Annotated in this window: 26 protein-coding genes; 7 read left to right on the forward strand and 19 right to left on the reverse strand. The window is 67.0% G+C overall.

The window, feature by feature from the left end; all coding sequences use genetic code 11:
* On the forward strand, window positions 1–669 hold the full coding sequence (locus tag AC5JBD_RS09830) for a uracil-DNA glycosylase (protein ID WP_495721615.1): 669 nt from the start codon (window positions 1–3) through the stop codon (window positions 667–669).
* On the opposite strand, the gene aguB is transcribed toward AC5JBD_RS09830, so the two are convergent.
* Genes aguB through AC5JBD_RS09845 form a run of 3 tightly spaced genes read right to left on the reverse strand, consistent with a single transcriptional unit; the run spans window position 657 to window position 4149 of the window.
* The gene (aguB, locus tag AC5JBD_RS09835; RefSeq protein WP_495721616.1) at window positions 657–1505 is read right to left on the reverse strand and encodes an N-carbamoylputrescine amidase; all 849 of its coding nucleotides are present in this window, start codon (window positions 1503–1505) and stop codon (window positions 657–659) included. The two genes, AC5JBD_RS09830 and aguB, sit on opposite strands and share 13 nt — an antisense overlap.
* On the reverse strand, window positions 1502–2479 hold the full coding sequence (locus tag AC5JBD_RS09840; protein WP_495721617.1) for an agmatine deiminase family protein: 978 nt from the start codon (window positions 2477–2479) through the stop codon (window positions 1502–1504). Before AC5JBD_RS09840 ends, aguB begins: the two co-directional genes overlap by 4 nt.
* Window positions 2476–4149 carry a M28 family metallopeptidase gene (locus AC5JBD_RS09845; protein ID WP_495721618.1) on the reverse strand — a complete coding sequence of 558 codons (1674 nt, stop codon included), beginning with the start codon at window positions 4147–4149 and terminating at the stop codon, window positions 2476–2478. The genes AC5JBD_RS09840 and AC5JBD_RS09845 overlap by 4 nt, the downstream gene beginning before the upstream one ends.
* A 133-nt stretch (window positions 4150–4282) precedes the next feature.
* Here AC5JBD_RS09845 and AC5JBD_RS09850 point away from each other — a divergent pair, with 133 nt between their 5' ends.
* Entirely contained in the window at window positions 4283–6247 is a 1965-nt protein-coding gene (locus AC5JBD_RS09850) for an alpha/beta hydrolase family protein (protein ID WP_495721619.1), read from the forward strand.
* 54 nt (window positions 6248–6301) lie between these two features.
* On the opposite strand, the gene rpsD is transcribed toward AC5JBD_RS09850, so the two are convergent.
* From rpsD to murI, 10 genes are all read right to left on the reverse strand, one after another.
* Window positions 6302–6916 (reverse strand): 30S ribosomal protein S4, encoded by a 615-nt coding sequence (gene rpsD / locus AC5JBD_RS09855; RefSeq protein ID WP_495721620.1) that lies wholly within the window; start codon window positions 6914–6916, stop codon window positions 6302–6304.
* Window positions 6917–7096: 180 nt separating this feature from the next.
* Window positions 7097–7327: a hypothetical protein gene (locus AC5JBD_RS09860; protein ID WP_495721621.1), complete on the reverse strand. Its 231-nt coding sequence runs from the start codon at window positions 7325–7327 to the stop codon at window positions 7097–7099.
* Window positions 7328–7393: 66 nt separating this feature from the next.
* Window positions 7394–8110: an RNA methyltransferase gene (locus AC5JBD_RS09865; protein WP_495721622.1), complete on the reverse strand. Its 717-nt coding sequence runs from the start codon at window positions 8108–8110 to the stop codon at window positions 7394–7396.
* Entirely contained in the window at window positions 8107–8568 is a 462-nt protein-coding gene (gene nrdR / locus AC5JBD_RS09870) for a transcriptional regulator NrdR (protein ID WP_495721623.1), read from the reverse strand. Before nrdR ends, AC5JBD_RS09865 begins: the two co-directional genes overlap by 4 nt.
* Complete coding sequence (locus AC5JBD_RS09875; protein WP_495721624.1) at window positions 8569–8715, reverse strand: hypothetical protein; 147 nt, start codon at window positions 8713–8715, stop codon at window positions 8569–8571.
* A 10-nt stretch (window positions 8716–8725) separates the two neighbouring features.
* Window positions 8726–10033 carry a serine hydroxymethyltransferase gene (glyA, locus tag AC5JBD_RS09880; protein ID WP_495721625.1) on the reverse strand — a complete coding sequence of 436 codons (1308 nt, stop codon included), beginning with the start codon at window positions 10031–10033 and terminating at the stop codon, window positions 8726–8728.
* The gene (rpiB, locus tag AC5JBD_RS09885; protein ID WP_495721626.1) at window positions 10030–10482 is read right to left on the reverse strand and encodes a ribose 5-phosphate isomerase B; all 453 of its coding nucleotides are present in this window, start codon (window positions 10480–10482) and stop codon (window positions 10030–10032) included. The genes glyA and rpiB overlap by 4 nt, the downstream gene beginning before the upstream one ends.
* A 101-nt stretch (window positions 10483–10583) precedes the next feature.
* Complete coding sequence (locus AC5JBD_RS09890; protein ID WP_495721627.1) at window positions 10584–10862, reverse strand: YdeI/OmpD-associated family protein; 279 nt, start codon at window positions 10860–10862, stop codon at window positions 10584–10586.
* Between the two features lie 11 nt (window positions 10863–10873).
* Window positions 10874–12088, reverse strand: coding sequence for a 5-aminolevulinate synthase (gene hemA / locus AC5JBD_RS09895; protein ID WP_495721628.1), 1215 nt, complete (start codon window positions 12086–12088; stop codon window positions 10874–10876).
* 79 nt (window positions 12089–12167) lie between these two features.
* Window positions 12168–12971, reverse strand: a complete 804-nt coding sequence (gene murI, locus AC5JBD_RS09900) for a glutamate racemase (protein ID WP_495721629.1) — start codon at window positions 12969–12971, stop codon at window positions 12168–12170.
* 96 nt (window positions 12972–13067) lie between these two features.
* Here murI and plsY point away from each other — a divergent pair, with 96 nt between their 5' ends.
* Window positions 13068–13676 carry a glycerol-3-phosphate 1-O-acyltransferase PlsY gene (plsY, locus tag AC5JBD_RS09905; RefSeq protein WP_495721630.1) on the forward strand — a complete coding sequence of 203 codons (609 nt, stop codon included), beginning with the start codon at window positions 13068–13070 and terminating at the stop codon, window positions 13674–13676.
* On the forward strand, window positions 13669–14766 hold the full coding sequence (gene dprA, locus AC5JBD_RS09910; protein WP_495721631.1) for a DNA-processing protein DprA: 1098 nt from the start codon (window positions 13669–13671) through the stop codon (window positions 14764–14766). The genes plsY and dprA overlap by 8 nt, the downstream gene beginning before the upstream one ends.
* A 4-nt stretch (window positions 14767–14770) precedes the next feature.
* On the opposite strand, the gene AC5JBD_RS09915 is transcribed toward dprA, so the two are convergent.
* Window positions 14771–15298, reverse strand: a complete 528-nt coding sequence (locus tag AC5JBD_RS09915; protein WP_495721632.1) for a GNAT family N-acetyltransferase — start codon at window positions 15296–15298, stop codon at window positions 14771–14773.
* 98 nt (window positions 15299–15396) lie between these two features.
* Here AC5JBD_RS09915 and topA point away from each other — a divergent pair, with 98 nt between their 5' ends.
* Genes topA through AC5JBD_RS09930 form a run of 3 tightly spaced genes read left to right on the forward strand, consistent with a single transcriptional unit; the run spans window position 15397 to window position 18651 of the window.
* Complete coding sequence (gene topA / locus AC5JBD_RS09920; protein WP_495721633.1) at window positions 15397–17943, forward strand: type I DNA topoisomerase; 2547 nt, start codon at window positions 15397–15399, stop codon at window positions 17941–17943.
* Window positions 17943–18236, forward strand: a complete 294-nt coding sequence (locus tag AC5JBD_RS09925) for a hypothetical protein (RefSeq protein ID WP_495721634.1) — start codon at window positions 17943–17945, stop codon at window positions 18234–18236. The genes topA and AC5JBD_RS09925 overlap by 1 nt, the downstream gene beginning before the upstream one ends.
* A 16-nt stretch (window positions 18237–18252) precedes the next feature.
* Complete coding sequence (locus AC5JBD_RS09930) at window positions 18253–18651, forward strand: GFA family protein (RefSeq protein ID WP_495721635.1); 399 nt, start codon at window positions 18253–18255, stop codon at window positions 18649–18651.
* Here AC5JBD_RS09930 and AC5JBD_RS09935 read toward each other — a convergent pair.
* The 5 genes from AC5JBD_RS09935 to AC5JBD_RS09955 are packed head-to-tail and all read right to left on the reverse strand — an operon-like array spanning window position 18648 to window position 21950.
* Complete coding sequence (locus AC5JBD_RS09935; protein WP_495721636.1) at window positions 18648–19403, reverse strand: HesA/MoeB/ThiF family protein; 756 nt, start codon at window positions 19401–19403, stop codon at window positions 18648–18650. The two genes, AC5JBD_RS09930 and AC5JBD_RS09935, sit on opposite strands and share 4 nt — an antisense overlap.
* Window positions 19400–19807: a hypothetical protein gene (locus AC5JBD_RS09940; RefSeq protein WP_495721637.1), complete on the reverse strand. Its 408-nt coding sequence runs from the start codon at window positions 19805–19807 to the stop codon at window positions 19400–19402. Before AC5JBD_RS09940 ends, AC5JBD_RS09935 begins: the two co-directional genes overlap by 4 nt.
* A 2-nt stretch (window positions 19808–19809) precedes the next feature.
* A complete protein-coding gene (gene dut, locus AC5JBD_RS09945; RefSeq protein ID WP_495721638.1) occupies window positions 19810–20247 on the reverse strand; it encodes a dUTP diphosphatase in 438 nt (145 codons plus the stop codon).
* Window positions 20210–20686: a DoxX family protein gene (locus AC5JBD_RS09950; protein WP_495721639.1), complete on the reverse strand. Its 477-nt coding sequence runs from the start codon at window positions 20684–20686 to the stop codon at window positions 20210–20212. Before AC5JBD_RS09950 ends, dut begins: the two co-directional genes overlap by 38 nt.
* Entirely contained in the window at window positions 20664–21950 is a 1287-nt protein-coding gene (locus AC5JBD_RS09955; protein WP_495721640.1) for a bifunctional phosphopantothenoylcysteine decarboxylase/phosphopantothenate synthase, read from the reverse strand. The genes AC5JBD_RS09950 and AC5JBD_RS09955 overlap by 23 nt, the downstream gene beginning before the upstream one ends.
* Window position 21951 lies beyond the last annotated feature (1 nt).

The following is a 21951-nucleotide window of genomic DNA, read 5'->3' on the forward strand; positions in this document are numbered from 1 at the left end:
ATGTTCCCCGCCATCTCCCCCGTCCCGCACGTCGAGCCGCCACGCGACTGCCCGCTCTGCCCGCGTCTGGTCGCCTTTCGCGAGGAGCTTCGCGCGGAATATCCGGATTGGTGGAACGCGCCGGTGCCCAATTTCGGCGATTCCGATGCATGGCTCACCATCGTCGGCCTCGCGCCCGGCAAGCACGGCGCCAACCGTACGGGGCGGCCGTTCACCGGTGATTATGCCGGCGTTCTGCTCTACGAGACTCTGCTGAAGTTCGGTCTCGCCGAGGGGATGTACGAGGAGCGGCCCGACGACAGCCTGCGGCTGAGGGGCGTCGCCATCGTCAATTCGGTCAAATGCCTGCCGCCGCAGAACAAGCCGACGCCGCAGGAGATCGCGACCTGCACCGGCACCTACCTGGACCGCGCGCTCAGTGCCCTGCCGAACGTTCGCATCCTCGTGGCGCTGGGGCAGATCGGCCACGGCGCGGTGGTACGCAATGCCGGCGGCCGGCTCTCCGCCTACCGCTTCGGCCATCTGGCGGAACACCGCCTGCCCGACGGCCGGCTCCTGATCGATAGCTATCACTGCTCCCGCTACAACCAGAACACCAACCGCCTCACGGCCGCGATGTTCGAGCAGGTCTTCGCGCGGGCGCTGGAGCTCCGCGCTCAGATGTCCTGAGTGATGCGGCCGTAGAGCTCGGGCCGACGGTCGCGGAAGAAGCCGAAGGCGGCGCGGTGGGCGCGGGCCTGCTTCAGGTCGAGCGTGGCGGTGAGGACGCCGGTCTCGGTGGCGCCGAATTCGGCAAGCATGTCGCCGCGCTGGTCGCAGATGAAGCTGTGGCCGTAGAAGCGCTGGCCATGCTCGGTGCCGATGCGGTTGGCGGCGACCACCGGCACGACGTTCGACACTGCATGGCCGATCATCGCGCGGCGCCACAGGCGGCTGGTGTCGAGGTCGGGATCGTGCGGCTCGGTGCCGATCGCGGTCGGAAAGAGCAGGATCTCGGCGCCTTCGAGCATCAGGCTGCGCGCGGTCTCCGGATACCATTGGTCCCAGCAGACGGCGGGCCCGACTGTTGCGAACGGCGTCTTGAAGGTCTTGAAGCCGGTATTGCCGGGGCGGAAGTAGAACTTCTCCGAATAGCCGGGGCCGTCGGGGATATGGCTCTTGCGGTAGACGCCCATGACCGAGCCTTTGTCGTCGATCATGGCGAGGCTGTTGTAGTGATGATGCCCGTCCGCCTCGAAGAAGCTGGTCGGGATATAGACCCCTAGCTCCGCAGCGAGCTTCTGCATCGCCTGCACGACCGGATGCTCGCCGGCGGGGAGGGCGCGGGTGAAATGCCCCTCATCCTGGGTGCGGCAGAAATAATGTCCCTCGAACAATTCGGGCGGCAGGATCAGCTTCGCGCCCTTGCCCGCGGCCTCGCGTACCAGCTCGGTGACCGCAGCGATATTCTCCTCGACCACGTCCGAGAAAGCGAGCTGGAGGGCGGCGACGGTGACTTCACTCACTTGGGGACCTGCTGGCTGATGCAATGGAAGCTGCCGCCGCCGGTCAGGACATGGTCGGCGCGCAGCCCCACAGCCTCGCGACCCGGGAAGAGCTTGCCGAGCGCCTTGACGGCGGCGTCATCGTTCGGCGCGCCGTAGAGGGGGACCACGACCGCCGCATTGCCGATGTAGAAGTTCATATAGGAAGCGGGGATGATCTCGCCATCCCGCTCGACCCGGCCGGGCGAGGGGAGGGGAACGACCTCCAGCCCGAAGGCTTCGGCGCGGCGGCGGGCGTCCTCGTAGACGTGGGCATTCGGATCGTCTTCGCCCGCAGCGACGGGGAGAGCGAGCCGGCCTTCACCGATGAAGCGGGCGAGATTGTCGACGTGACCGTCAGTATGGTCGTTGAGGAGACCCTCGCCAAGCCAGAGGATGCGCTCGATGCCGAGGCCCTGCTTGAGGCGCGCCTCCACGTCCTGACGATCGAGGTCCGGGTTCCGATTTGGATTGAGCAGGCACTGCTCGGTCGTCACGAGCAGTCCGGTTCCGTCGACGTCGATGGCGCCGCCTTCCAGGATCCAGTCGTGCCGCGCCGCCTCCAGATCGGCGGTCTCGGCGAGCCGAAGCCCGATCGTATCGTCTCCCTCAAGATCGTATTTCCCGCCCCAGCCATTGAAGCGGAAGCTGGCCGCCTGAGGCAGTCCCCGGTCCTTGAGGATGATCGGTCCCGTGTCACGGAGCCAGATGTCGCCGAACGGCTCCTGCACGATCGTCGCGAACGGCGCCATTTCCCTGGCAACGCGCGCGGAGGCGGGATCGGCGACGACCAGCCGCACTTCCTCGCCCGCGCCATCGGCATGAACCGCACGCGCGAATGCCGCCACTTCCTCCCGCGCCGCTTCGACATCGTCCTCCCACAGATCGGCGTGGCTGGGGAAGCCGATCCACACCCAGCGATGCTCCGCCCATTCCGGCGGCTGGCGTGCGCTCATCGTGCCGCCGTGACGCTTGCGCGCGAGCGGTCGCGGATGCCGCGGAATTCGTCGCCTTCGCGCCAGTTGGGCCAGGCGTCGCTCTCGGCCAGTTCCCGGCCGATGCGGTAGTAGATCTGGAGGTCGCGGATCGCGCCCGACCAGTCCCAGTCGGGTTCATATTCGTCGCTGGGCTGATGGTAGCGGTTGGCGCGGTAATCCTCCGCGGCGGCACGGCCGGCCGCGACGCCGCCCTCGACCAGATCCTCGCCGCCCTCGGCGTAGAGCATCGGCACGCCGAACTTGGCGAGGCTGAAATGGTCGGAGCGGTAATAATAGCCGGCCTCGGGTGTCGGCTCGTTCTTGACCGTCAGGTTCATGTCGCGCGCGGCCCTTTCGAAATAATCCTCGAGGCCCGACTTGCCGCGGCCGATCACGATCAGATCGCGCGTGTTCCCGGCGACATTGAGCCCGTCCATGTTGATGCCGCCGACCGTCCGGGCGTGCGGGTAGATCGGGTTCTCGCCATAGTAACGGGAGCCGAGCAGGCCCGATTCCTCGGCGGTGACGGCGAGGAAAATGATCGAGCGGTCCGGCGCGCCAGCCTTGGCATGGGCTTCGGCCAGCGCGATGAGCCCGGCCGTGCCGGTCGCATTGTCGAGGGCGCCGTTGCAAATGTCGTCGCCGCTCTTGTCAGCGTCGCAGCGGCCGAGATGGTCCCAGTGCGCGGTGTAGATCACATATTCGTTGGGGCGGGTGCTGCCGGGCAGCAGGCCGACGACGTTACGCGACTTCTGCCGCTTGATCGCCTGGGTGAGGGACACCGAAGCCTTGCTCCTGAGCGGGACTGCGCGAAAACCCTTCTGCTTCGCCGCTTCCTTGAGCTGCGCGTAGTCGAGCCCTGAATTCGCGAACAGCTTCGCCGCGGCGTCGCGAGTAAGCCAGCCGATCACCTTCGACTGGTCCATATGATTGTTGGGGTCGTCCATATTGTACTGGGGGCCCGTCCAGGAGGACTGGACGACGTTCCAGCCATAGGCCGCCGGCGCGGTTTCGTGGACGATGATCGCCGCGGCCGCGCCCTGCCGCGCCGCTTCCTCATATTTGTAGGTCCAGCGGCCATAATAGGTCATCGCGCGGCCGTTGAAGGGACCCTTCAGCTCCTGCGTCTGCCAGTCCGGATCGTTGACCAGGATGACCACGGTTTTCCCGCGGACGTCGAGGCCTGCATAGTCGTTCCAGCCGCGCTCGGGCGCGTTGATGCCGTAGCCGACGAAGACGATGTCGCTATTCTCCAGCCTGATCCGCGGCTGCACCTGATAGGAATTGGCGACCATGTCGGTTCGATACTGGAAGGTGAGGGGGCCGCTGCCGCCGGTGATGCGCAGCGCCGTCGGCGTGGCGGTGGTCTCGACCAGCGGCACCTCCTGATACCAGCTGCCGTTATTGCCCGGCCGCAGCCCCGCCTGCTGGAACCGCTCGGATATGTAGCGGACGGTCTTCTCCTCGCCGGGCGTGGTCGGCGCGCGGCCTTCATATTCGTCAGACGACAGGATCTGCGTCGCAGTGGCGAGCGTGGCTTCCGAGATCTCCGCTGGTGCGGCCATGTTCGTGCCGCCCTGCTCGCCCGGCGTTGTCGCGCATGCCGTAGCGAACAGCATCGGCATCGCCGCCACCAACCTGAATTTCATCCTGTCCTCCGAGGGCTTTGCTGCGCGTGCGCTCATGACAGGCCGACAACGCCTGCGCAACGATTGCGGCTCCCACCACCTTGCGTCGCCCGAAAAGCTTCCTCTAGACCCTGCGCATCAAGGGGGGATGAAGATGACCAAGTCATTCAAGTATATAGGTGGAATGTCGCTGCTCGCGCTGGCGGCCCCGGCGGCGGCAACGAACCCGGCCGCGGCCATGTTCGGAGCGCGCGAGAGCATCGAGAATATCGATCTGTCTCCGGACGGCAGCATGATCGCCTATGTCTCGCCGGGACCGGGAGCCGTGTCCGTGCTCAACGTCGCCAAGGTCGACGGGGGCACCGAGCAGGCGATCACGCGCTCCGCGGGCAAGCCTGACCGGCTGAGCTGGTGTAACTTTGTCAGCAACGACCGGCTGGTCTGCCGCATGCGCAGCGTCGTCGAGCATGAAGGAATGAGGCTCGGCATGTCGCGGCTGCTGTCGCTCAACGCCGATGGCAGCGACGCCAAGCAGCTCGGCCAGCGCAGTTCCTTTTACGACACGCGGCTGCGGCAGTTCGACGGCGACGTCCTCGACTGGCTCCCCGGCGACGGCAATGGGGTGCTGATGGCGCGGCAATATGTGCCGGAATCGCGGACCTCCACCCGCATGGTGCGGCGGACCGACGGCCTCGGCATCGACCGCGTCGACGTCAGGACTCTCAAGACGTCCGTGGTGGAGGTCGCCGACAGGGATGCCGCTCATTTCATCAGCGACGGCCGCGGCAATGTCCGCATCCGCTCGACCCGGTCCACCCACTCCGGGGGCGAGCAGATGGGCTCGCGCACGGACTACCAGTATCGCCGCAAGGGCTCGTCTGACTGGAACAATCTGGGCAGCTACGATTCCACCACGCGCGAGGGCCTGATCCCGCTCGCGATCGATGCGGATATCGATTCCGCTTACGTCCTGAAGAAGCTGAACGGCCGCTTCGCGCTGTATCGCGTCAAGCTCGACGGCTCACTTGCGACCGAGCTCGCTTATGCGAACGACCGCGTCGATATCGACAATGTGGTGCGGATCGGCGACGGCCAGAAGGTGATCGGCGTCACCTTCGCCGAAGAGAAGCGGCGGGTCGTCTATTTCGACGAGGAGTTTAAGAAGCTCGCCGCCTCGCTCTCCAAGGCGATCCCGAACCTTCCCCTGATCCAGTTCAGCTCCGCCAGTGCCGACGGCGACAAGCTGCTGGTCTTCGCCGGCAGCGATTCAGATCCGGGCCGCTATTATGTCTACAGCAAGCGGGACAGCAATCTGGCGGAGATCATGCTGGTGCGGCCGCAGCTAGAGGGCGTCAAGCTGGCGACGGTGAAGGCGGTCAGCTATCCCGCCGCCGACGGCGTCCAAATTCCGGCCTATCTGACGCTGCCGCCCGGCAAGCAGGCGAAGGGACTGCCGGCGATCGTGCTCCCGCACGGCGGCCCCAGCGCCCGCGACGAATGGGGTTTCGACTGGCTTGCTCAGTTCCTCGCCAATCAGGGCTATGCTGTGCTGCAGCCCAATTATCGCGGCTCGGACGGCTATGGCGACGAGTGGCTGAAGCAGAATGGCTTCCGCAGCTGGCAGACCTCGATTGGCGACATCACCTCCGGCGCCAGGTGGCTGGTCGGCCAGGGTGTCGACCCGGCGAAGCTGGCGATCCTGGGCTGGTCCTATGGCGGCTATGCGGCGCTCCAGTCGGCGGTGGTGGAACCCGACCTCTATAAGGCGGTCGTGGCGATTGCGCCGGTGACGGACCTCAACATGGTCAAGGAAGAGGCGAGGTGGTTCAACAACGCCAGCCTCGTCGCCGAGTTCGTCGGCGCCGGGCCGCACGTCGCGCAGGGATCGCCGCTTCAGAATGTGGAGCGCATCCAGGCGCCCGTGCTGATGTTCCACGGTGACATGGACATCAACGTCGGCGTCGCCCAGTCCCGCGCGATGGACGAGAAGCTGAAGGCCGCCGGTAGGAAGAGCGAGCTGGTGCTGTTCCAGGGCCTGGACCACAGCCTCAACGATTCAGCCGCACGCACCCAGATGCTCGACAGGATCGGCACGTTCCTCGCGGCCGGGCTGAAATAGGCCCGCGGGAGGAGCAGAAAAGAAAAGGGCGGCTCGGAGCCGCCCTTTTTTCGTTTAGCGCGAGTAGAACTCGACGACCAGGTTCGGCTCCATCTTCACCGGATAGGGCACCTCGTCCAGCGTCGGCACCCGGGTGTAGGTGACCTTAGAGGCGCCGTCCGGAACGACATAGTCGGGGATGTCGCGCTCGGCGAGGCTCTGCGCCTCCATCACCAGCGCCATTTCCTGCGCCTTGGAGCCCAGCTCGATCACGTCGCCGACGTTCACGCGACGGGAGGCGATGTTGCACTTCACGCCGTTGACGCGGATGTGGCCGTGGCTGACCATCTGGCGGGCCGACCAGATGGTCGGTGCGAACTTGGCGCGGTAGACGACCATGTCGAGACGGCGCTCGAGCAGGCCGATCAGGTTCTGCGAGGCGTCGCCCTTCATGCGGCTGGCCTGCTGGAAGGTCTGCTTGAACTGCTTCTCGGTGACGTCGCCGTAATAGCCCTTCAGCTTCTGCTTCGCGCGCAGCTGGATGCCGAAGTCCGACATCTTGCCCTTGCGGCGCTGGCCGTGCTGCCCGGGGCCATATTCGCGCTTGTTGACCGGGCTCTTGGGACGTCCGAAGACATTCTCGCCCATGCGGCGGTCGAGCTTATACTTGGCGCTGGTGCGCTTCGACATGTGTCACCTCAATTTGCTGTTGCCCGAAATCGGGCGGAAATCCCCGGAACCGCACCACCCGACCGATCGCCGGGTGCGGCTGCCGCTTCACCAGGGGTGCGGAGCCAATTGCGAGCGCGCCATGTGGCGGCTCGAGTGCTGGAAGTCAACCGCAGCCGGGTCAAGGGCGCGCGGCAGGCGTCAGTCGCGCTTCACGTCATCACCCGAGGTCCCGCGCTTGTTGCCCTCCCACTGCTGGGCGGTGCGGCAGACGCGCTTCGGCAGGCGCGACGTGCTGTCGTCGAGCGCGCGGCAGATCTTCTTTTCCTTGGCCGGCTTAGTGGCCGTCGGGGCCGGAGCGGAGTCGGTGGGCTGCGCAACCGCGACGGCGGCAGACGTCAAAAGGCCAGAGAAGACGAACGAACGGATCATGTGCACCACCCCGGCGAACAAAGGAACGCGCCCGATACTAGATTTCTTTGTGAAAGCAAGTGCTTGTCAGCGCTTCCGAGGATTGCACAATGCCCGGATCATGCCGCGCAGCGCCTGGACTTCGCGGTTCGACCAGCCCGCCTTGCTCAGGATCGTCCTCAGCGTCTTGCGCGTCGCCGGCGTGCGGTCCGGCGGGAAGTAATAGCCGGCCTGCTCGAGCGACTGGTCGAACTGCCCGATGAGCCCCTCCAGCTGTTCCTGCGTCGCCCGCAGCTCGGCAGGCTCCCCCTCCGTCGGCATGGCGAGCGCCTCGTGCTTCGACCATTCGTAGGCGATCAGAATCACCGCCTGGGCAAGATTCAGCGACCCGAACTCAGGGTTGATCGGCACGGTGACGATCTTCTGCGCGATTGCGACATCTTCGGTCTCGAGACCCGAGCGCTCCGCCCCGAACAGGATGGCTGAGGCGCCGGCCTGAGTGCGAACCTCCCGCGCCGCCTGCTCGGGCGTTACGACGGGCAAAACGAGGCCGCGCTTGCGGACGGTGGTCGCATAAACAAACGGGCGGTCGGCCACAGCTTCGGCGACGCTGTCGAAGACGCGGGCGCGTTCGAGCACGACGTCCGCGCCGGATGCGGCAGGCCCCGCGGACGGGTTGGGCCAGCCGTCGCGCGGACTGACCAGCCTGAGGTCCGTCAGCCCGAAATTCAGCATCGCCCGCGCCGCTTTGCCGATATTCTCGCCAAGCTGCGGTCGGACCAGCACAATGGCAGGCGGCGTCACTCTTCCGCGGCCTCGGCGACCGTTACGGCGAACTCCTCGAAGTCCCGGGCTTCGCGGAAGTCCTTGTACACCGAGGCGAAGCGGATGTAGGCGACGGTGTCGAGCGCCTTGAGGCCGTCCATCACCATCGCGCCGATCGCGCTCGACGGCACCTCACTCTCGCCGCTCGTCTCGAGCTGGCGCTGGATCGAGGAAAGCAACTTGTCGATCCGCTCCGGCGGGACCGGCCGCTTGCGCAGCGCCGTAGACAGCGAGCGCTCAAGCTTGGCCCGGTCGAACGGCTCCCGGCGGTTGCCCGATTTTACAACCGTAAGCTCGCGCAGCTGGATGCGTTCAAAGGTGGTGAAGCGCGCCCCGCAATCCTCGCACTGGCGGCGACGCCGGATCGCCGAGCCGTCCTCGGTCGGCCGGCTGTCCTTCACCTGGCTGGCGTCATGCGAGCAGAAGGGGCAGCGCATTCAGGCCTTTTTCTTCGCCTTGACGTAAGCATAGCCGGCGCCTGCGGCGGCACCGAGGATCGGCCCCACGAACGGCACCGGGATCGCCACCACGGCACCCAAGGCCGCCCATTTGGCCATGCTCTTGCCGAGTTCCTTGTCCTGCATCCGAACGCTCCTAGCCCTGATAGATGGGGAAGCGCGCGCAAAGGTCGCGCACCCGGGCCTTAACGGATGCCTCGACTTCGCCGTTCCCGTCATGACTGTTGGTGCGCAGGCCTTCGAGCACGTCGGCGATCATGTCGGCAATGTCGCGGAACTCCTGGACGCCGAAGCCGCGCGTCGTGCCAGCGGGCGAGCCGACGCGGATGCCGCTGGTCTTGACCGGGGGCAGCGGATCGAACGGGATGCCGTTCTTGTTGCAGGTGATCGCGGCGCGCTCCAGCGCCTCGTCGGCATCCTTGCCGGTGATTCCCAAAGGGGTGAGATCGATCAGGGCAAGGTGCGTGTCGGTGCCGCCGGAGACGAGATTGGCGCCGCGTTCGCTGAGGCGGCCGGCGAGCGCCTTGGCATTGGCGATGACGGCCCGCGCGTAGCTCTTGAACTCCGGCTGCAGCGCCTCGCCGAACGCCACCGCCTTGGCTGCGATGACGTGCATCAGCGGTCCGCCCTGGAGGCCGGGGAAGACGGCCGAATTCATCTTCTTGGCTATGCCCTCCTCATCGGTCAGCACCATGCCGCCGCGCGGGCCGCGCAGGGTCTTGTGGGTGGTGGTGGTGACGACATGGGCGTGGCCGAAGGGGGACGGGTGCTCGCCCGCCGCGACCAGGCCGGCGAAATGGGCCATATCCACCATGAAGGTCGCGCCGACCTCGTCCGCGATGGCGCGGAAGCGGGCGAAGTCGATGTGGCGCGGATAGGCCGAGCCGCCGGCGATGATGAGCGTCGGCTTGTGCTCGCGGGCGAGCGCCTCGACCTGATCGAAGTCGACGAGATGGTCGTCCCTGCGAACACCGTATTGGATCGCATTGAACCATTTGCCGCTCAGCGCCGGCTTGGCGCCGTGGGTGAGGTGGCCGCCTGCATCGAGGCTCATGCCGAGGATCGTGTCGCCCGGCTTGGTCAGCGCCAGCATCACCGCACCGTTGGCCTGAGCGCCCGAATGCGGCTGGACGTTGGCGAAGCCGCAGCCGAACAATTGCTTGGCCCGCTCGATCGCCAGCGTCTCGACCGCGTCCGAGGGCGCGCAGCCCTGGTAATAGCGGCGGCCCGGATAGCCCTCCGCATATTTATTGGTGAGAACCGACCCCTGCGCCTCCAGAACCGCCTTCGAAACAATGTTCTCGGACGCGATCAGCTCGATCTGGTTCTGCTGCCGGTCGAGCTCCGCCGCGACCCCATCGGCGACCGCATCGTCGCGCTGCCGTAGCGCGTCGCTGAAGAAGCCCTCATGCTGGAATCCATGGCCGATCGGCTGCGTGCTCATGCGGGTTCCTTCGCGAAGCTGGGATTGGAGAGTTGGTCGACGCGCCGCTGGTGGCGGTCGCCGAGAAAGCCGGTGCCGAGAAAGGCGTCGACGCAGGCTTTCGCCATTTCCGGCCCGACGAGCCGAGCGCCCATGGCGATGATGTTGGCATCATTGTGCTGACGCGCCAGCGCAGCCGACAGCGGCTCCGACACAAGCGCGCAGCGGCAGGCGGAGTTGCGGTTGATCGCGATCGAGATGCCGATGCCCGAGCCGCACAGGGCCACGCCCTTGTCCGCCGCACCGGACGCAATCGCCTCGGCCAGCTTGTAGCCATAGAGGGGATAGTCGACGGAGTCGGTAGTCGCGGGACCCAGATCGGTCACTTGGTGCCCTGCACCGCGAAGATGCTCGGCCAAGGCCGCCTTCAATTCCACGGCGGCATGATCGGAAGCGATGACGATGCGCATGGCGCATCCCTAGTTAAGACCGGCTGGATTCGCCACCTGATACTGCGACGTGTTGCCGCCGCCGGCCGCCGCTGGACGTTTCGCGGAGGCGGGCGAGCGGCCTAAGCGTCAACCCACTTTCGGGCGGCCTCGCTGCGATGTGGGCAGCCGGGCCAGCAGCACGGCCGACGCTTGCCTGCCAACAGATCCTCCTGCAGGCGCCCAAGGCGCTTGGCCCGCGTCGCGGCCTGTTTGGCGGACGTCATCCAGCATATCCACTCGTTGCGGGCCAACGGCGTCAGGTCGTCCCACCTTTCCCGGAGTGGGCTGTCTCCCTGCAGCGCCGCCTGGAGATCGGGAGGGGTCGAGTGCCGGAAATCCCTGTTTGCTGGCTCGGCCATGACGAAAGTAGCTAGGCGGCCAGCCGCATCTCCAGCCGGTCCCAGATCTCGACCAAGGCGGTGGCGAGCTCGTGCATCATCTCTTCGGTATGCGCCGGGCCGGGCGTGAAGCGCAGGCGCTCGGTGCCGCGGGGGACGGTCGGATAATTTATCGGCTGCACGTAGACGCCATATTCGGCGAGCAGGATATCGCTGATCCTTTTGGCCTTGACTGGATCGCCGACCATCAGCGGCACGATGTGCGTCGTCGACGGCATCACCGGCAGGTTCGCCTCGGTGAAGATCGCCTTCAGGCGCGCCGCATGGGCCTGCTGGGCCTCGCGCTCGACCGACGAGCTCTTGAGGTGGCGGACGCTGGCAAGCACGCCGGCGACCAGCACCGGCGAGAGCGAGGTCGTGAAGATGAAGCCGGGCGCGTAGCTGCGCACCACGTCGACGATGTTGCGGTCGGCGGCGATATAGCCGCCCATCACGCCGAACGCCTTGCCGAGCGTGCCCTCGATGATGGTGAGGCGATGGGCGACGTCGTCCCGCTCCGAGATGCCGCCGCCGCGCGCGCCGTACATGCCGACCGCGTGGACCTCGTCGAGATAGGTGAGCGCGTTATACTTGTCGGCGAGGTCGCAGATTGCGGCGATCGGCGCGACGTCGCCGTCCATCGAATAGACGCTCTCGAAGGCGATCAGCTTGGGCGCCTCCGGATCGGCGGCGGCGAGCAGCTCCTCGAGATGGGCGATGTCGTTGTGACGGAAGACCTTCTTCTCGCAGCCGCTGTTGCGGATGCCGGCGATCATCGAGGCGTGATTGAGTTCGTCCGAGAAGATCACGCAGCCGGGCAGCAGCTTGGCGACCGTGGAGAGCGTCGCCTCGTTGGAGATGTAGCCGGAGGTGAAGAGCAGGGCCGATTCCTTGCCGTGGAGGTCGGCCAGCTCGGCCTCCAGCTCGACATGGTAATGGGTGTTGCCGCCGATATTGCGGGTGCCGCCGGAGCCCGCGCCGACATCGTGCAGCGCCTCCTCCATCGCTTCGACGACCTTCGGGTGCTGGCCCATCGCGAGATAGTCGTTGGAGCACCAGACGGTGATCGGCTTCGGCCCGTTATGGCCAGCGAAGCAGCGGGCGTTGGGGAAGCTCCCCTTGTTGCGCAGGATATCGATGAACACGCGATAGCGGCCTTCGGCGTGCAGCCGGTCGATCGCCTGCGCGAAAATCGCCTGATAGTCCAAGGTCCCGCTCCCCGTAGCTTTACCGCACATACCGCCGATCGGCTGCTCAAGGCCAGTGATAACGGTTCGCAACAAGGGCCTAGCGCCCGGAGCCGGTTATAAGTTCGAGTCCGTAATCCGCCAACCCCGTCCGGTAGCGCTCCAGCTCGGGCAACCAGCGCGTGAAGAGGGCGCGGCCGGCGCCCGGCTCGTCCGGCCATTCCTTGTCGCGCAGCAGCCAGGCGGTGCGGCGGGCGATCCCCTCCTTGCCGTCGACAAAGGCGAGCGGGCGCGGCGCGGCCTCGGCGATTTCCTGCTCGACCAGGGGAAAGTGCGTGCAGGCGAGCACGACAGTGTCGATCTGCTCGCCGTCGCGCTGGTCGAGGAGCCCGGCCATGACGCCGGCATAAGCGGCTTGATCGGCAGGCTCGCCGCGCAGCTTCGCCTCGGCCAGCTCGACGAGTTCGCCCGATCCGTGGCGGATGACGATGCAGTCGGCCGCGAACTCGCTCGCCAGCCGATCGACATAGGGCTGCCGCACCGTCGCCTGGGTGCCGAGCACGCCGATGACGCGGCTCTTCGACCGTTCGGCGGCGGGTTTGATCGCCGGCACTGTGCCGACGATCGGCACGTCGAGCGCCGCGCGCACCCCGTCCAGTGCGATGGTCGAGGCGGTGTTGCAGGCGATGACGATCAGCTCCGGATCAAAGCGTTCGGAAAGCCGCCCCAGCAAAGCCGGTATTCGCGCCTCGATGTCGCCCGCCCGTTTGGTGCCATAGGGGAAGCCGGCGCTGTCGGCGACATAGACGATCGGCGCATTCGGCAGCAAAGCGCGGATCGGCCGCAGCACCGACAGCCCTCCGATTCCGGAGTCGAACACGAGCAGGGGACGCGTTCTTGCCATCGGCGGCGCTTTAGCGGGGCGGCGGAGCGCCGCAAGTTGCTGAGGATATAGGCAGAGCGGGGCTTTGCTGATAATTCTCCCGGGCGTGGGGCAAAGATGCTGACAACCGAGATCATGGCTCCTCCCTTGCTCTCGCTGCTGCTCGGCTATGCGCTGGGCTCGATCCCGTTCGGCGTGCTGCTGACGCGGCTGGCAGGCGCGGGCGATCTCAGGACGATCGGCTCCGGCAATATCGGCGCGACCAATGTCCTTCGTACAGGCCGCAAGGGTTTGGCGGCGCTCACCCTGATCCTCGACGGGCTCAAGGGGACGGCCGCCGTGCTCATCGCGGCCGCGCTGTGGCCAGGCCACGAGCCGCTCGCCGCGGCCGGCGCGCTGTTCGGCCATCTTTATCCGGTCTGGCTGCGCTTCAGGGGCGGCAAGGGCGTCGCCACGATGTTCGGCGTGATGGCGGCTTTGCACTGGCCGTCCTCGCTCATCTACGCGGCAGTGTGGATCGGAACCCTGCTCATCGGCCGCTATTCGTCCGTCGCCGGCATCCTGGCCGCCCTGTCGGCGCCGGTCGCCGCGGCCCTGCTGGTGCGGTTCGACCTCGTTCTCATGTATCTGGCATTCGGGCTGCTGATCGCCTGGAAGCACCGCGCAAACATCGAGCGCCTGCTCGCCGGCACCGAGCCCAAGGTCGGCCGCGCCAAGGATGCTTGAGCTCTCGGCCAGCGAGGACCAGATCGCGCGGCTGCGCCTGATCCGTTCGGACAATATCGGGCCGGTCACCTATTTCCAGTTGCTCGCCCGCTTCGGCTCCGCCTCGGCGGCGCTCGCTGCGGTGCCGGATCTCGCCGCGCGCGGGGGAGGGCGGGCGCCCAGGCTCGCCTCCCGCGCCGCGATCGAGCGCGAGGTGGAGCAGGTCGCGAAGCTCGGCGCCCGCTACCTGTTCCTCGGCCAGGGGCTCTATCCACCACTGCTCGCCGAAATCGAGACGGCCCCGCCGGCGCTGATCGTGAAAGGCCACGTCTCGCTGCTCGACAAGCCGGTGATCGCGATGGTGGGCGCCCGCAACGCCTCCGCCGCCGCCTGCCGCTTCGCGCGGACGCTGGCGCAGGGGCTCGGCGCGGCCGGCACGGTCGTCGTCTCCGGCCTCGCCCGCGGCATCGACACGGCCGCGCATGACGGTGCGCTGGAGACCGGCACGATCGCAGTCATCGCCGGCGGCGTTGACATCTTCTACCCGCCCGAAAATGAGGAGCGGCAGCGTGCGATCGCCGAACGCGGCCTGCTGATCGCCGAGCAGCCGCCCGGCGTCGAGCCGCGGGCACGCCACTTCCCCTATCGCAACCGCATCATCGCCGGCCTCGCGCAGGGAACCGTCGTGGTGGAGGCGGCGCCCCGCTCCGGCTCGCTGATCACCGCCCGTTACGCAACCGAATTTGGCCGGGACGTGATGGCCGTGCCCGGCTCCCCGCTCGACCCGCGCGCCCAGGGCTGCAATTCCTTGATCCGGGAAGGCGCGATCCTGATCCAGAATGCTGACGACGTGCTGGAGACGATTCGCCCGTTCAGCCTCCGCCCGCTCGCCCAGAAGGGCCTCGACTACACCGCCCCGTCGGCCTCGCCGGACACGAGCGAGGCGGAGCGCCGCACCGTCTCCGACCTGCTCAGCCCCACCCCGGTCGGCGTGGACGAGATCATCCGCCAGTCCGGCCTCGCCCCGTCAGCGGTGCAGACGGTGTTGCTGGAGCTCGAATTGGCCGGGCGCTTGGAGCGGCACGCGGGCGGCAAGGTCAGCCTCGCCTGAGGCGCTACGGCGCACCCAGTCTTGCCCGCAGATAGTCGGCTTTCTGCAGCGCCAGGTAGATGCTGTCGCAAAGGCCGATATGCGTCGTCCAGGTACCGCTCGCCCGGCCGGTCTCGACGAAGCCGTGGCGCTTGATCAGGCGCAGCGACGCCTCGTTGCGCGGATCGATATCAACGGTAAGCCGCGGGATGTCTTCTCGGGTGAAAGCGTGGTCAAGGAACGCCGTCATTGCTTCTGAAGCGAGCCCGAGCCCCCAATGAGCCGGGGACAGGATGTAGCCGAAGTCGGGGAGGCGATAGGCGCCGATTTTGCCGATCGTCTCGCCGCGGAAGCTGATGATGAAATCCTCACTCTCCTCGGGCGTCGAGGTCATCATGCCGTGCAGCCATTCGCGCGTCTGCTCGATGTCGGCGTGCGGCGGGCTCGACCAATAGGTCATCGCCCGCTCGTCCGACAGCACCGCATGCAGGCCGGCCAGGTCGTCGGGCCGCGCGCGGCGGAGTAAAAGGCGAGGCGTTCTGAGCTCGGTCACGGCTTCGATCTAGGGAAAGCGCGCCACGCGGATCAACAGGCTTGACGGGCGGCGCAGCGGCTCACCACCCTACACGTGTACGCGTAAGGGAATTTTGAATGAAGCTTGTCGTCGTCGAATCGCCCGCCAAGGCGAAGACCATCGAAAAATATCTTGGCGGCGGCTACCGGGTGCTCGCCTCCTACGGACACGTCCGCGATCTGCCGCCCAAGGACGGCTCGGTCGATCCCGACGCCGGCTTCGCGATGGAGTGGGAGACCTATGCCGAAAAGGCGCGGCAGCTGAAGGCGATCACCGACGAGGCCAAGAAGGCGGATTCGCTGATTCTCGCCACCGACCCCGATCGCGAGGGGGAGGCGATCAGCTGGCATGTCCAGGAGGTGCTCCAGAAGCGGCGGGCGCTGCCCGCCCATGTCGAGCGGGTCACCTTCAACGCCATCACCAAGACCGCCGTCACCGAGGCGATGCAGCGCCCGCGCGAACTCGATCACGACCTGATCGACGCCTATCGCGCCCGCCGCGCACTCGACTATCTGGTCGGCTTCACGCTGTCGCCGGTGCTGTGGCGCAAGCTGCCGGGCGCCAAGTCGGCCGGGCGCGTGCAATCTGTGGCGTTGCGCCTGATCGTCGACCGCGAGCGCGAGATCGAGCTGTTCAAGGCCCAGGAATATTGGAGCGTCGCCGCCTTGATGGAGGCCGACGGCACCGAGTTCCTCGCCCGGCTCGTCCGCTTCAGGGGCGAGAAGATCGACCGCCTCTCCATCGGCGACAAGGGCACCGCCGATGCCGCCAAGGCCGCTGTCGAGGCGGGGCGCTTCACCGTCGCCTCCGTCGAGACCAAGCCCTTCACCCGCAACCCGCCGCCGCCTTTCACCACCTCGACGCTCCAGCAGGAGGCGGCGCGCAAGCTCGGCTTCTCGGCGAGTCACACCATGCGCGTCGCGCAGGGCCTCTATGAGGATGGCGCGATTACCTACATGCGGACCGACGGCGTCGACTTCGCGCCTGAGGCGATCTCCGCCGCCCGCAAGGCGATCGCGACGCGCTACGATGCCGGCTATGTCCCGGACAAGCCGCGCGTCTACACCTCGAAGCAGAAGAACGCCCAGGAAGCGCATGAGGCGATCCGCCCGACCGACTTCAGCCGCGATCGCATCGGCTCGGGCGATCATACCCGCCTCTACGACCTGATCTTCAAGCGCGCGCTGGCGAGCCAGATGGCCTCCGCTCGGCTCGAGCGCACCACCGCCGAGCTCGCCGACGGCACCGGCCAGACCGCGCTGCGAGCAACCGGCCAGGTCGTGCTCTTCCCCGGCTTCATGGCCCTCTACGAAGAAGGCCGCGACGATGAGGCCGACGAGGACAGCCGCCGCCTGCCGCGCCTTTCGGAAGGCGATGCGCCGGCCAAGAAGCGCGTCATCTCCGAGCAGCATTTCACCCAGCCGCCGCCGCGTTATTCCGAGGCGAGCCTGGTCAAGAAGATGGAGGAGCTCGGCATCGGGCGCCCCTCCACCTATGCGGCGACGCTCCAGACGCTGAAGGACCGCGACTATGTCCGGGTCGAGAAGAACCGCTTCTTCCCGGAGGAAAGCGGCCGCCTGCTGACCGCCTTCCTCGAGCGCTTCTTCGAACGCTACGTGTCGTTCGACTTCACCGCCCATCTCGAGGACGAGCTCGACGACATCTCCGGCGGCCGGGCCGAGTGGCAGAAGGTGCTCGAGGCATTCTGGCGCGACTTCAAGCCCAAGACCGCCGAGATCATGGAGCAGAAGCCGTCCGAGATCACGGTCGCGCTCGACGAGTTCCTCGCGCCCTACCTCTTCCCGGACAAGGGCAACGGCGCCGACGCGCGTCTCTGCCCGGCCTGCGGCGAGGGGCGGCTGGCGCTGCGCGGCGGCAAGTTCGGCGCCTTCGTCGCCTGCTCCAACTATCCGGAATGCAAGTTCACCCGCCGGTTCGGACAGGGCGGCGACGAAGCGGGCGAGGACAGCGGGCCGGAGATCCTGGGCAAGCATCCCGAGACCGGCCAGGACGTGCTGCGCAAGACGGGGCGCTTCGGCCCCTATGTCGAGATGGGCGACGGCAAGGAAGCGAAGCGCGCCTCCATCCCCAAGGATGCCGGGGAGCTCGACCTCGATCTCGCCGTGCGCCTGCTCTCCTTGCCGCGCACGATCGGAGCCCATCCGGAGACCGGTAACCCGATCACCGCCTCGATCGGTCGCTACGGCCCCTATCTCGCCCATGACGGCAAATATGCGAAGCTCGGCTCCACCGCCGACGTGTTCGAGACCGGCATGAACGCGGCGGTCGCCAAGCTTGCCGACGCGGCCAATGGCGGCGGCCGCGCCCGCGGATCGCGCGAGCCGCTGAAGGTGCTCGGCCCGCATCCGCGCACCGAGGCCGAGATTAAGCTGATGGAGGGGCGATTCGGTCCCTATGTGACCGACGGCACCACCAACGCCACCCTGCCGAAGAGCGTTACGCCGGACGCTTTGACGCTGGAGGAAGCGGCCCAGCTGATCGACGACCGCGCCGCCAAGGGCGCACCGACGAAGAAGGGCAGGGGTAGGAAGGCGCCCGCCAAGAAAGCTGCGGCCGAAAAGGCGCCGACGAGGAAGAAGGCGCCTGCGAAGAAGAAGGGCTGATGCTGCGCTGGTGGACGATCGGCAGGGCAACCGGCGTCGGCGTCACCGCCGGCCTCGCTGCCCTGATCCTGTGGCCGCTCTACGCCGCCTGGCAGGAGCGCGTCTTCTGGGTCTTCGTCGTCAGCCTCGGGGTGGCGGCGGCCTGCGGCCTGTCGCTCCTGCTCATCAGCTTGGCCGACGCCGTGCTGAAGCCGCGTGGCCGCAGTCTCCGGCCGATCCGCGCCTTCGATGTCGCTTTGGGGCTGCTCCTCGCCGTGCCAAGCTTGCTTCAGCTGGAAGCGATGTTCGCCTGAGAAAGGGAGCCGAAGGATGACCGCACGCACCGCCGCCTGCGCCTGCGGAGCGCTAACCGCGACCTGCCGGGGCGAACCGGCGCGCATCTCGGTATGCCACTGCCTCGACTGCCAGCGCCGGACCGGCAGCGCCTTCTCCTACAATGCGACCTATCCGGAGGGGCAGGTTGCCACCCAGGGCGAATATCGCAGCTTCAGGCGCAGCTCGGACGAGGGCTTCTGGGGCGAGCACAATTTCTGCCCGGAATGCGGCGGCACCGTTTTCTACCGGATCGAACGCCGGCCCGGCATGATCTCGATCCCGGTCGGCACCTTCGCGGACCCTAAATACCCGGAGCCGACCATCGAGGTCTATGCGGAGCGCCGCCACGCCTGGTGCGAGTTCCGCACCGCCCAGCCCATGGAGCGCTACTAACCGCTGCAGCCTTTGCAGGCAGGATCCTTCACGATCCGGATCGTCCGCAGCGCAGGTTTCAAGCCGTCGAAGACGTGGAGCTTGCCGGTCGGCTCCTCCCCGAACGGCACGATCTGGCGGATGGCCTCCAGCGCCGCCCAGCTCCCGGCGATGCCCACCATCGCGCCGAGCACGCCAAGCTCGGAGCAGCTGTCGCAATCCTCTGCGTCGAAGGCATCCCCGACGAAGCAGCGATAGCAAGGTCTGCCCGCCTCCCACCCGTGGAAGGTGCCTATCTGCGCCTGGAACTGGCCGATCGCTGCCGAAACCAGCGGGATGCGGGCCCGCGTGCAATAGTCCGAGACGATAAGCCGCGTCGCGAAATTGTCGCTCCCGTCCAGCACCACGTCGGCGCCCTCGAGCAAAGCCGCCACATTCCCCGCGCCGAGCCTGTTCTGCACGGGCTCGAAACGCACCTCCGGGTTCAGCCTCGTCACCGCTTCCTGTGCCACTTCAGCTTTCGGCCGCCCGACGTCGGCAGTCCCGAACAGGACCTGCCGTTGGAGATTGTCGAGCGTGACTTGGTCATCGTCGATGACTCGGAGCGTGCCGATGCCGGCCGCAGCGAGAAATTGGAGGGCGGGCGCGCCGATGCCGCCCGCGCCGATCAGCGCGACCCGGGCAGCGAGGAGCTTCCTTTGACCCTCGCCACCGATTTCCTTGAGGACGATCTGGCGCGCGTAACGGTCGAGCTGATCGTCCGAAAGCGTCACTGCAGGCTGAAGCTGAGCTCGCTCCGATACCAGCCGAGTTCGTTCTCGCCGGTTGGCCTATATTCGCCGGCGCGGGCGAGCTGCAGGATGACACCGCCCATGATGCTTTCCAGCTTGTCGCAGCCGAGCTTGCGCACGACCACCTGCTGCACCTCGCCGCTGGGTTTGAATTCCAGGACGAACGGCACAGTGAGGTCGATCTTGCGCTTGCTGAGTCCCGGCACCGCGCATTCGCCGCTCTTGGCCAGCTCCTCGATCATGTCCATCGACTCGGCGCTCATCCGGTGCATGCCCAGTGCGCGAATTTCGGGAACCCGGCTCCAGTCGCCGCCGGCGGACGAGACGGACTGCGCCGCCGCAGGAGCCGCCGTCAGAGCCATGGCAATCATCAGAAGACGCTTCATCGTCACCTCCCTGTAGACCCGAAACCGCCTACGCCGCGCACCGTCTCGTCGAGATCCTCGACCTCGACGAACCCGGCCCGCAGCACCGGCGCCGGGACGAGCTGGGCAATCCGCTCGCCACGCCGCACCTCGAACGGCTCGCCGCCGAGATTGGCGAGGATCACCTTTACCTCACCGCGATAGTCGCTGTCGATTGTGCCCGGCGTATTGAGGCAGGTGATGCCGTTCTTCAGCGCGAGACCGGAACGCGGCCGCACCTGCACCTCATAGCCGTCGGGAATGGCGATGGCGAAGCCGGTCGCCACCGCATGCCGCGCGCCTTGCGCCAAAGTCAGGCTCTCGGCCGCCACGACGTCGAGGCCGGCGGCATGCTCGGTTGCGTAGGAGGGAAGGGGGAGGCCTTCACCATGCGGGAGCCGCTTCACCTTGATGTCGATCATTCGTTCGCCGCCTCGCAATCGCTGCATCGAGCGAGTAGCGGCCGGCGCCCTGGGTTGCAAACAGCCCGCCGAGGAAGACGAGGATCAGCGCCGGCCACCAGCCGGAAAAATCCTGCGGCCAATGCACCATCCAGACCGCTACCATGAAGTTGAAGATCGTGATCAGCCCGAGCCACCGCGTCAGCAGCCCGAGCACGAAGCCGATGCCGGCGATGAACTGCCACCAGACCGACAGCGGCGCCATGAACTCGGGATAGACGAAGTTGAACTGGACCAGGAACTTGACGAACTCGTCCATGCGCGCGGCGCTGAAGATGTTGTCGTGGCTCTGGTAGATGAGGAAGGCGCCGGTCACGCAGCGCAGCGCCAGCAGCCCCAGGTCGCCGAGACCGGCCAGCGGCGTCAGCAAAAGCCAGTCAGTCCGCGTTTCCCTCGCCATCGTTCCCGCCCCCCAGTTCGGCCGCGATCCGGCGTGTCAGCCGGCGCGCGACCTCGGTCTTCGAGAGCGTCTCCCAGCTCTCCGTCCCTTCAGCCGTGATCAGGTGAACCGAGTTGGTCTCGCTCCCCATCACGTCTCCGGAGACGTCGTTCGCGACGATCCAGTCGCAGCCCTTGCGCTCGCGCTTGGCCTGCGCATTCTCGACCACGTCCTCCGTCTCCGCCGCGAAGCCGATCAGGAGCCGCGGCCGCCGTGCTGACGAGGCGAGTTCTGCAAGCAGGTCCGGATTTTCGACCAACGCCAGCTGAGGGGGCGCTCCGCCAGTCTTCTTGATCTTGCGCGGCGAGGAGTCTGCCCGCCAGTCCGACACCGCCGCCACCATCACCGCCGCGTCGGCGGGCAGCGCCGCGTCCAGCGCCCGCTGCATCTGCAGCGCCGTCTCCACGTCGACCCGATCGACGCCGGGCGGCGTCGGCAGACTGACAGGTCCCGCGACCAAGGTAACCCGCGCACCGGCTTCGGCGAGCGCACCCGCAACGGCGAAGCCCTGCTTGCCCGACGAGCGGTTGGCGAGCACCCGCACCGGATCGATCGGCTCGTGCGTCGGACCGGCGGTGACAATCACGTGCCGCCCCCTCAACCCCGCTCGCCCTGAGCCCGTCGAAGGGGCGTCCTTTCCTTTCGCCGCAGTGGAAAAGGACAGGACGTTGACCGGCTCAGCCCGAACGGCTGGGTGAGTGAGGATAGCCTGAAGAATTGCCTCCGGCTCGGGGAGCCGGCCGGGGCCATATTCCCCGCACGCCATCTCCCCTTCATCCGGCTCGAGCACCGTCACTCCGTCGCGGCGAAGCTGGGCGACGTTACGGACGGTCGCCTCGTGCTGCCACATGCGCACGTTCATCGCCGGCGCGGCGAGCACCGGCTTGTCGGTGGCGAGCAGCAAGGTGGTCGCAAGGTCGTCGGCAATGCCCGCCACCATCTTCGCCATCAGATCGGCGGTCGCCGGGCACACCACGACAAGGTCCGATTGGCGAGAGAGCTGGATATGCCCCATCTCGACCTCGTTCTTGAGGTCCCAGAGGCTGGTATAGACCTCATTCTCCGACAGCGCCGCCAGCGTCATCGGCGTCACGAACTGCGCGCCGCCTTTGGTGAGAACGCAGGTGACAGATGCCCCCGCCTTGCGCAGCAGCCGAATGAGCTCGCAGCTCTTGTATGCCGCAATCCCGCCGCCGACGATCAGGAGTATGCGCTTGCCCTGCATC

This window comes from Allosphingosinicella sp. (assembly GCF_059502505.1).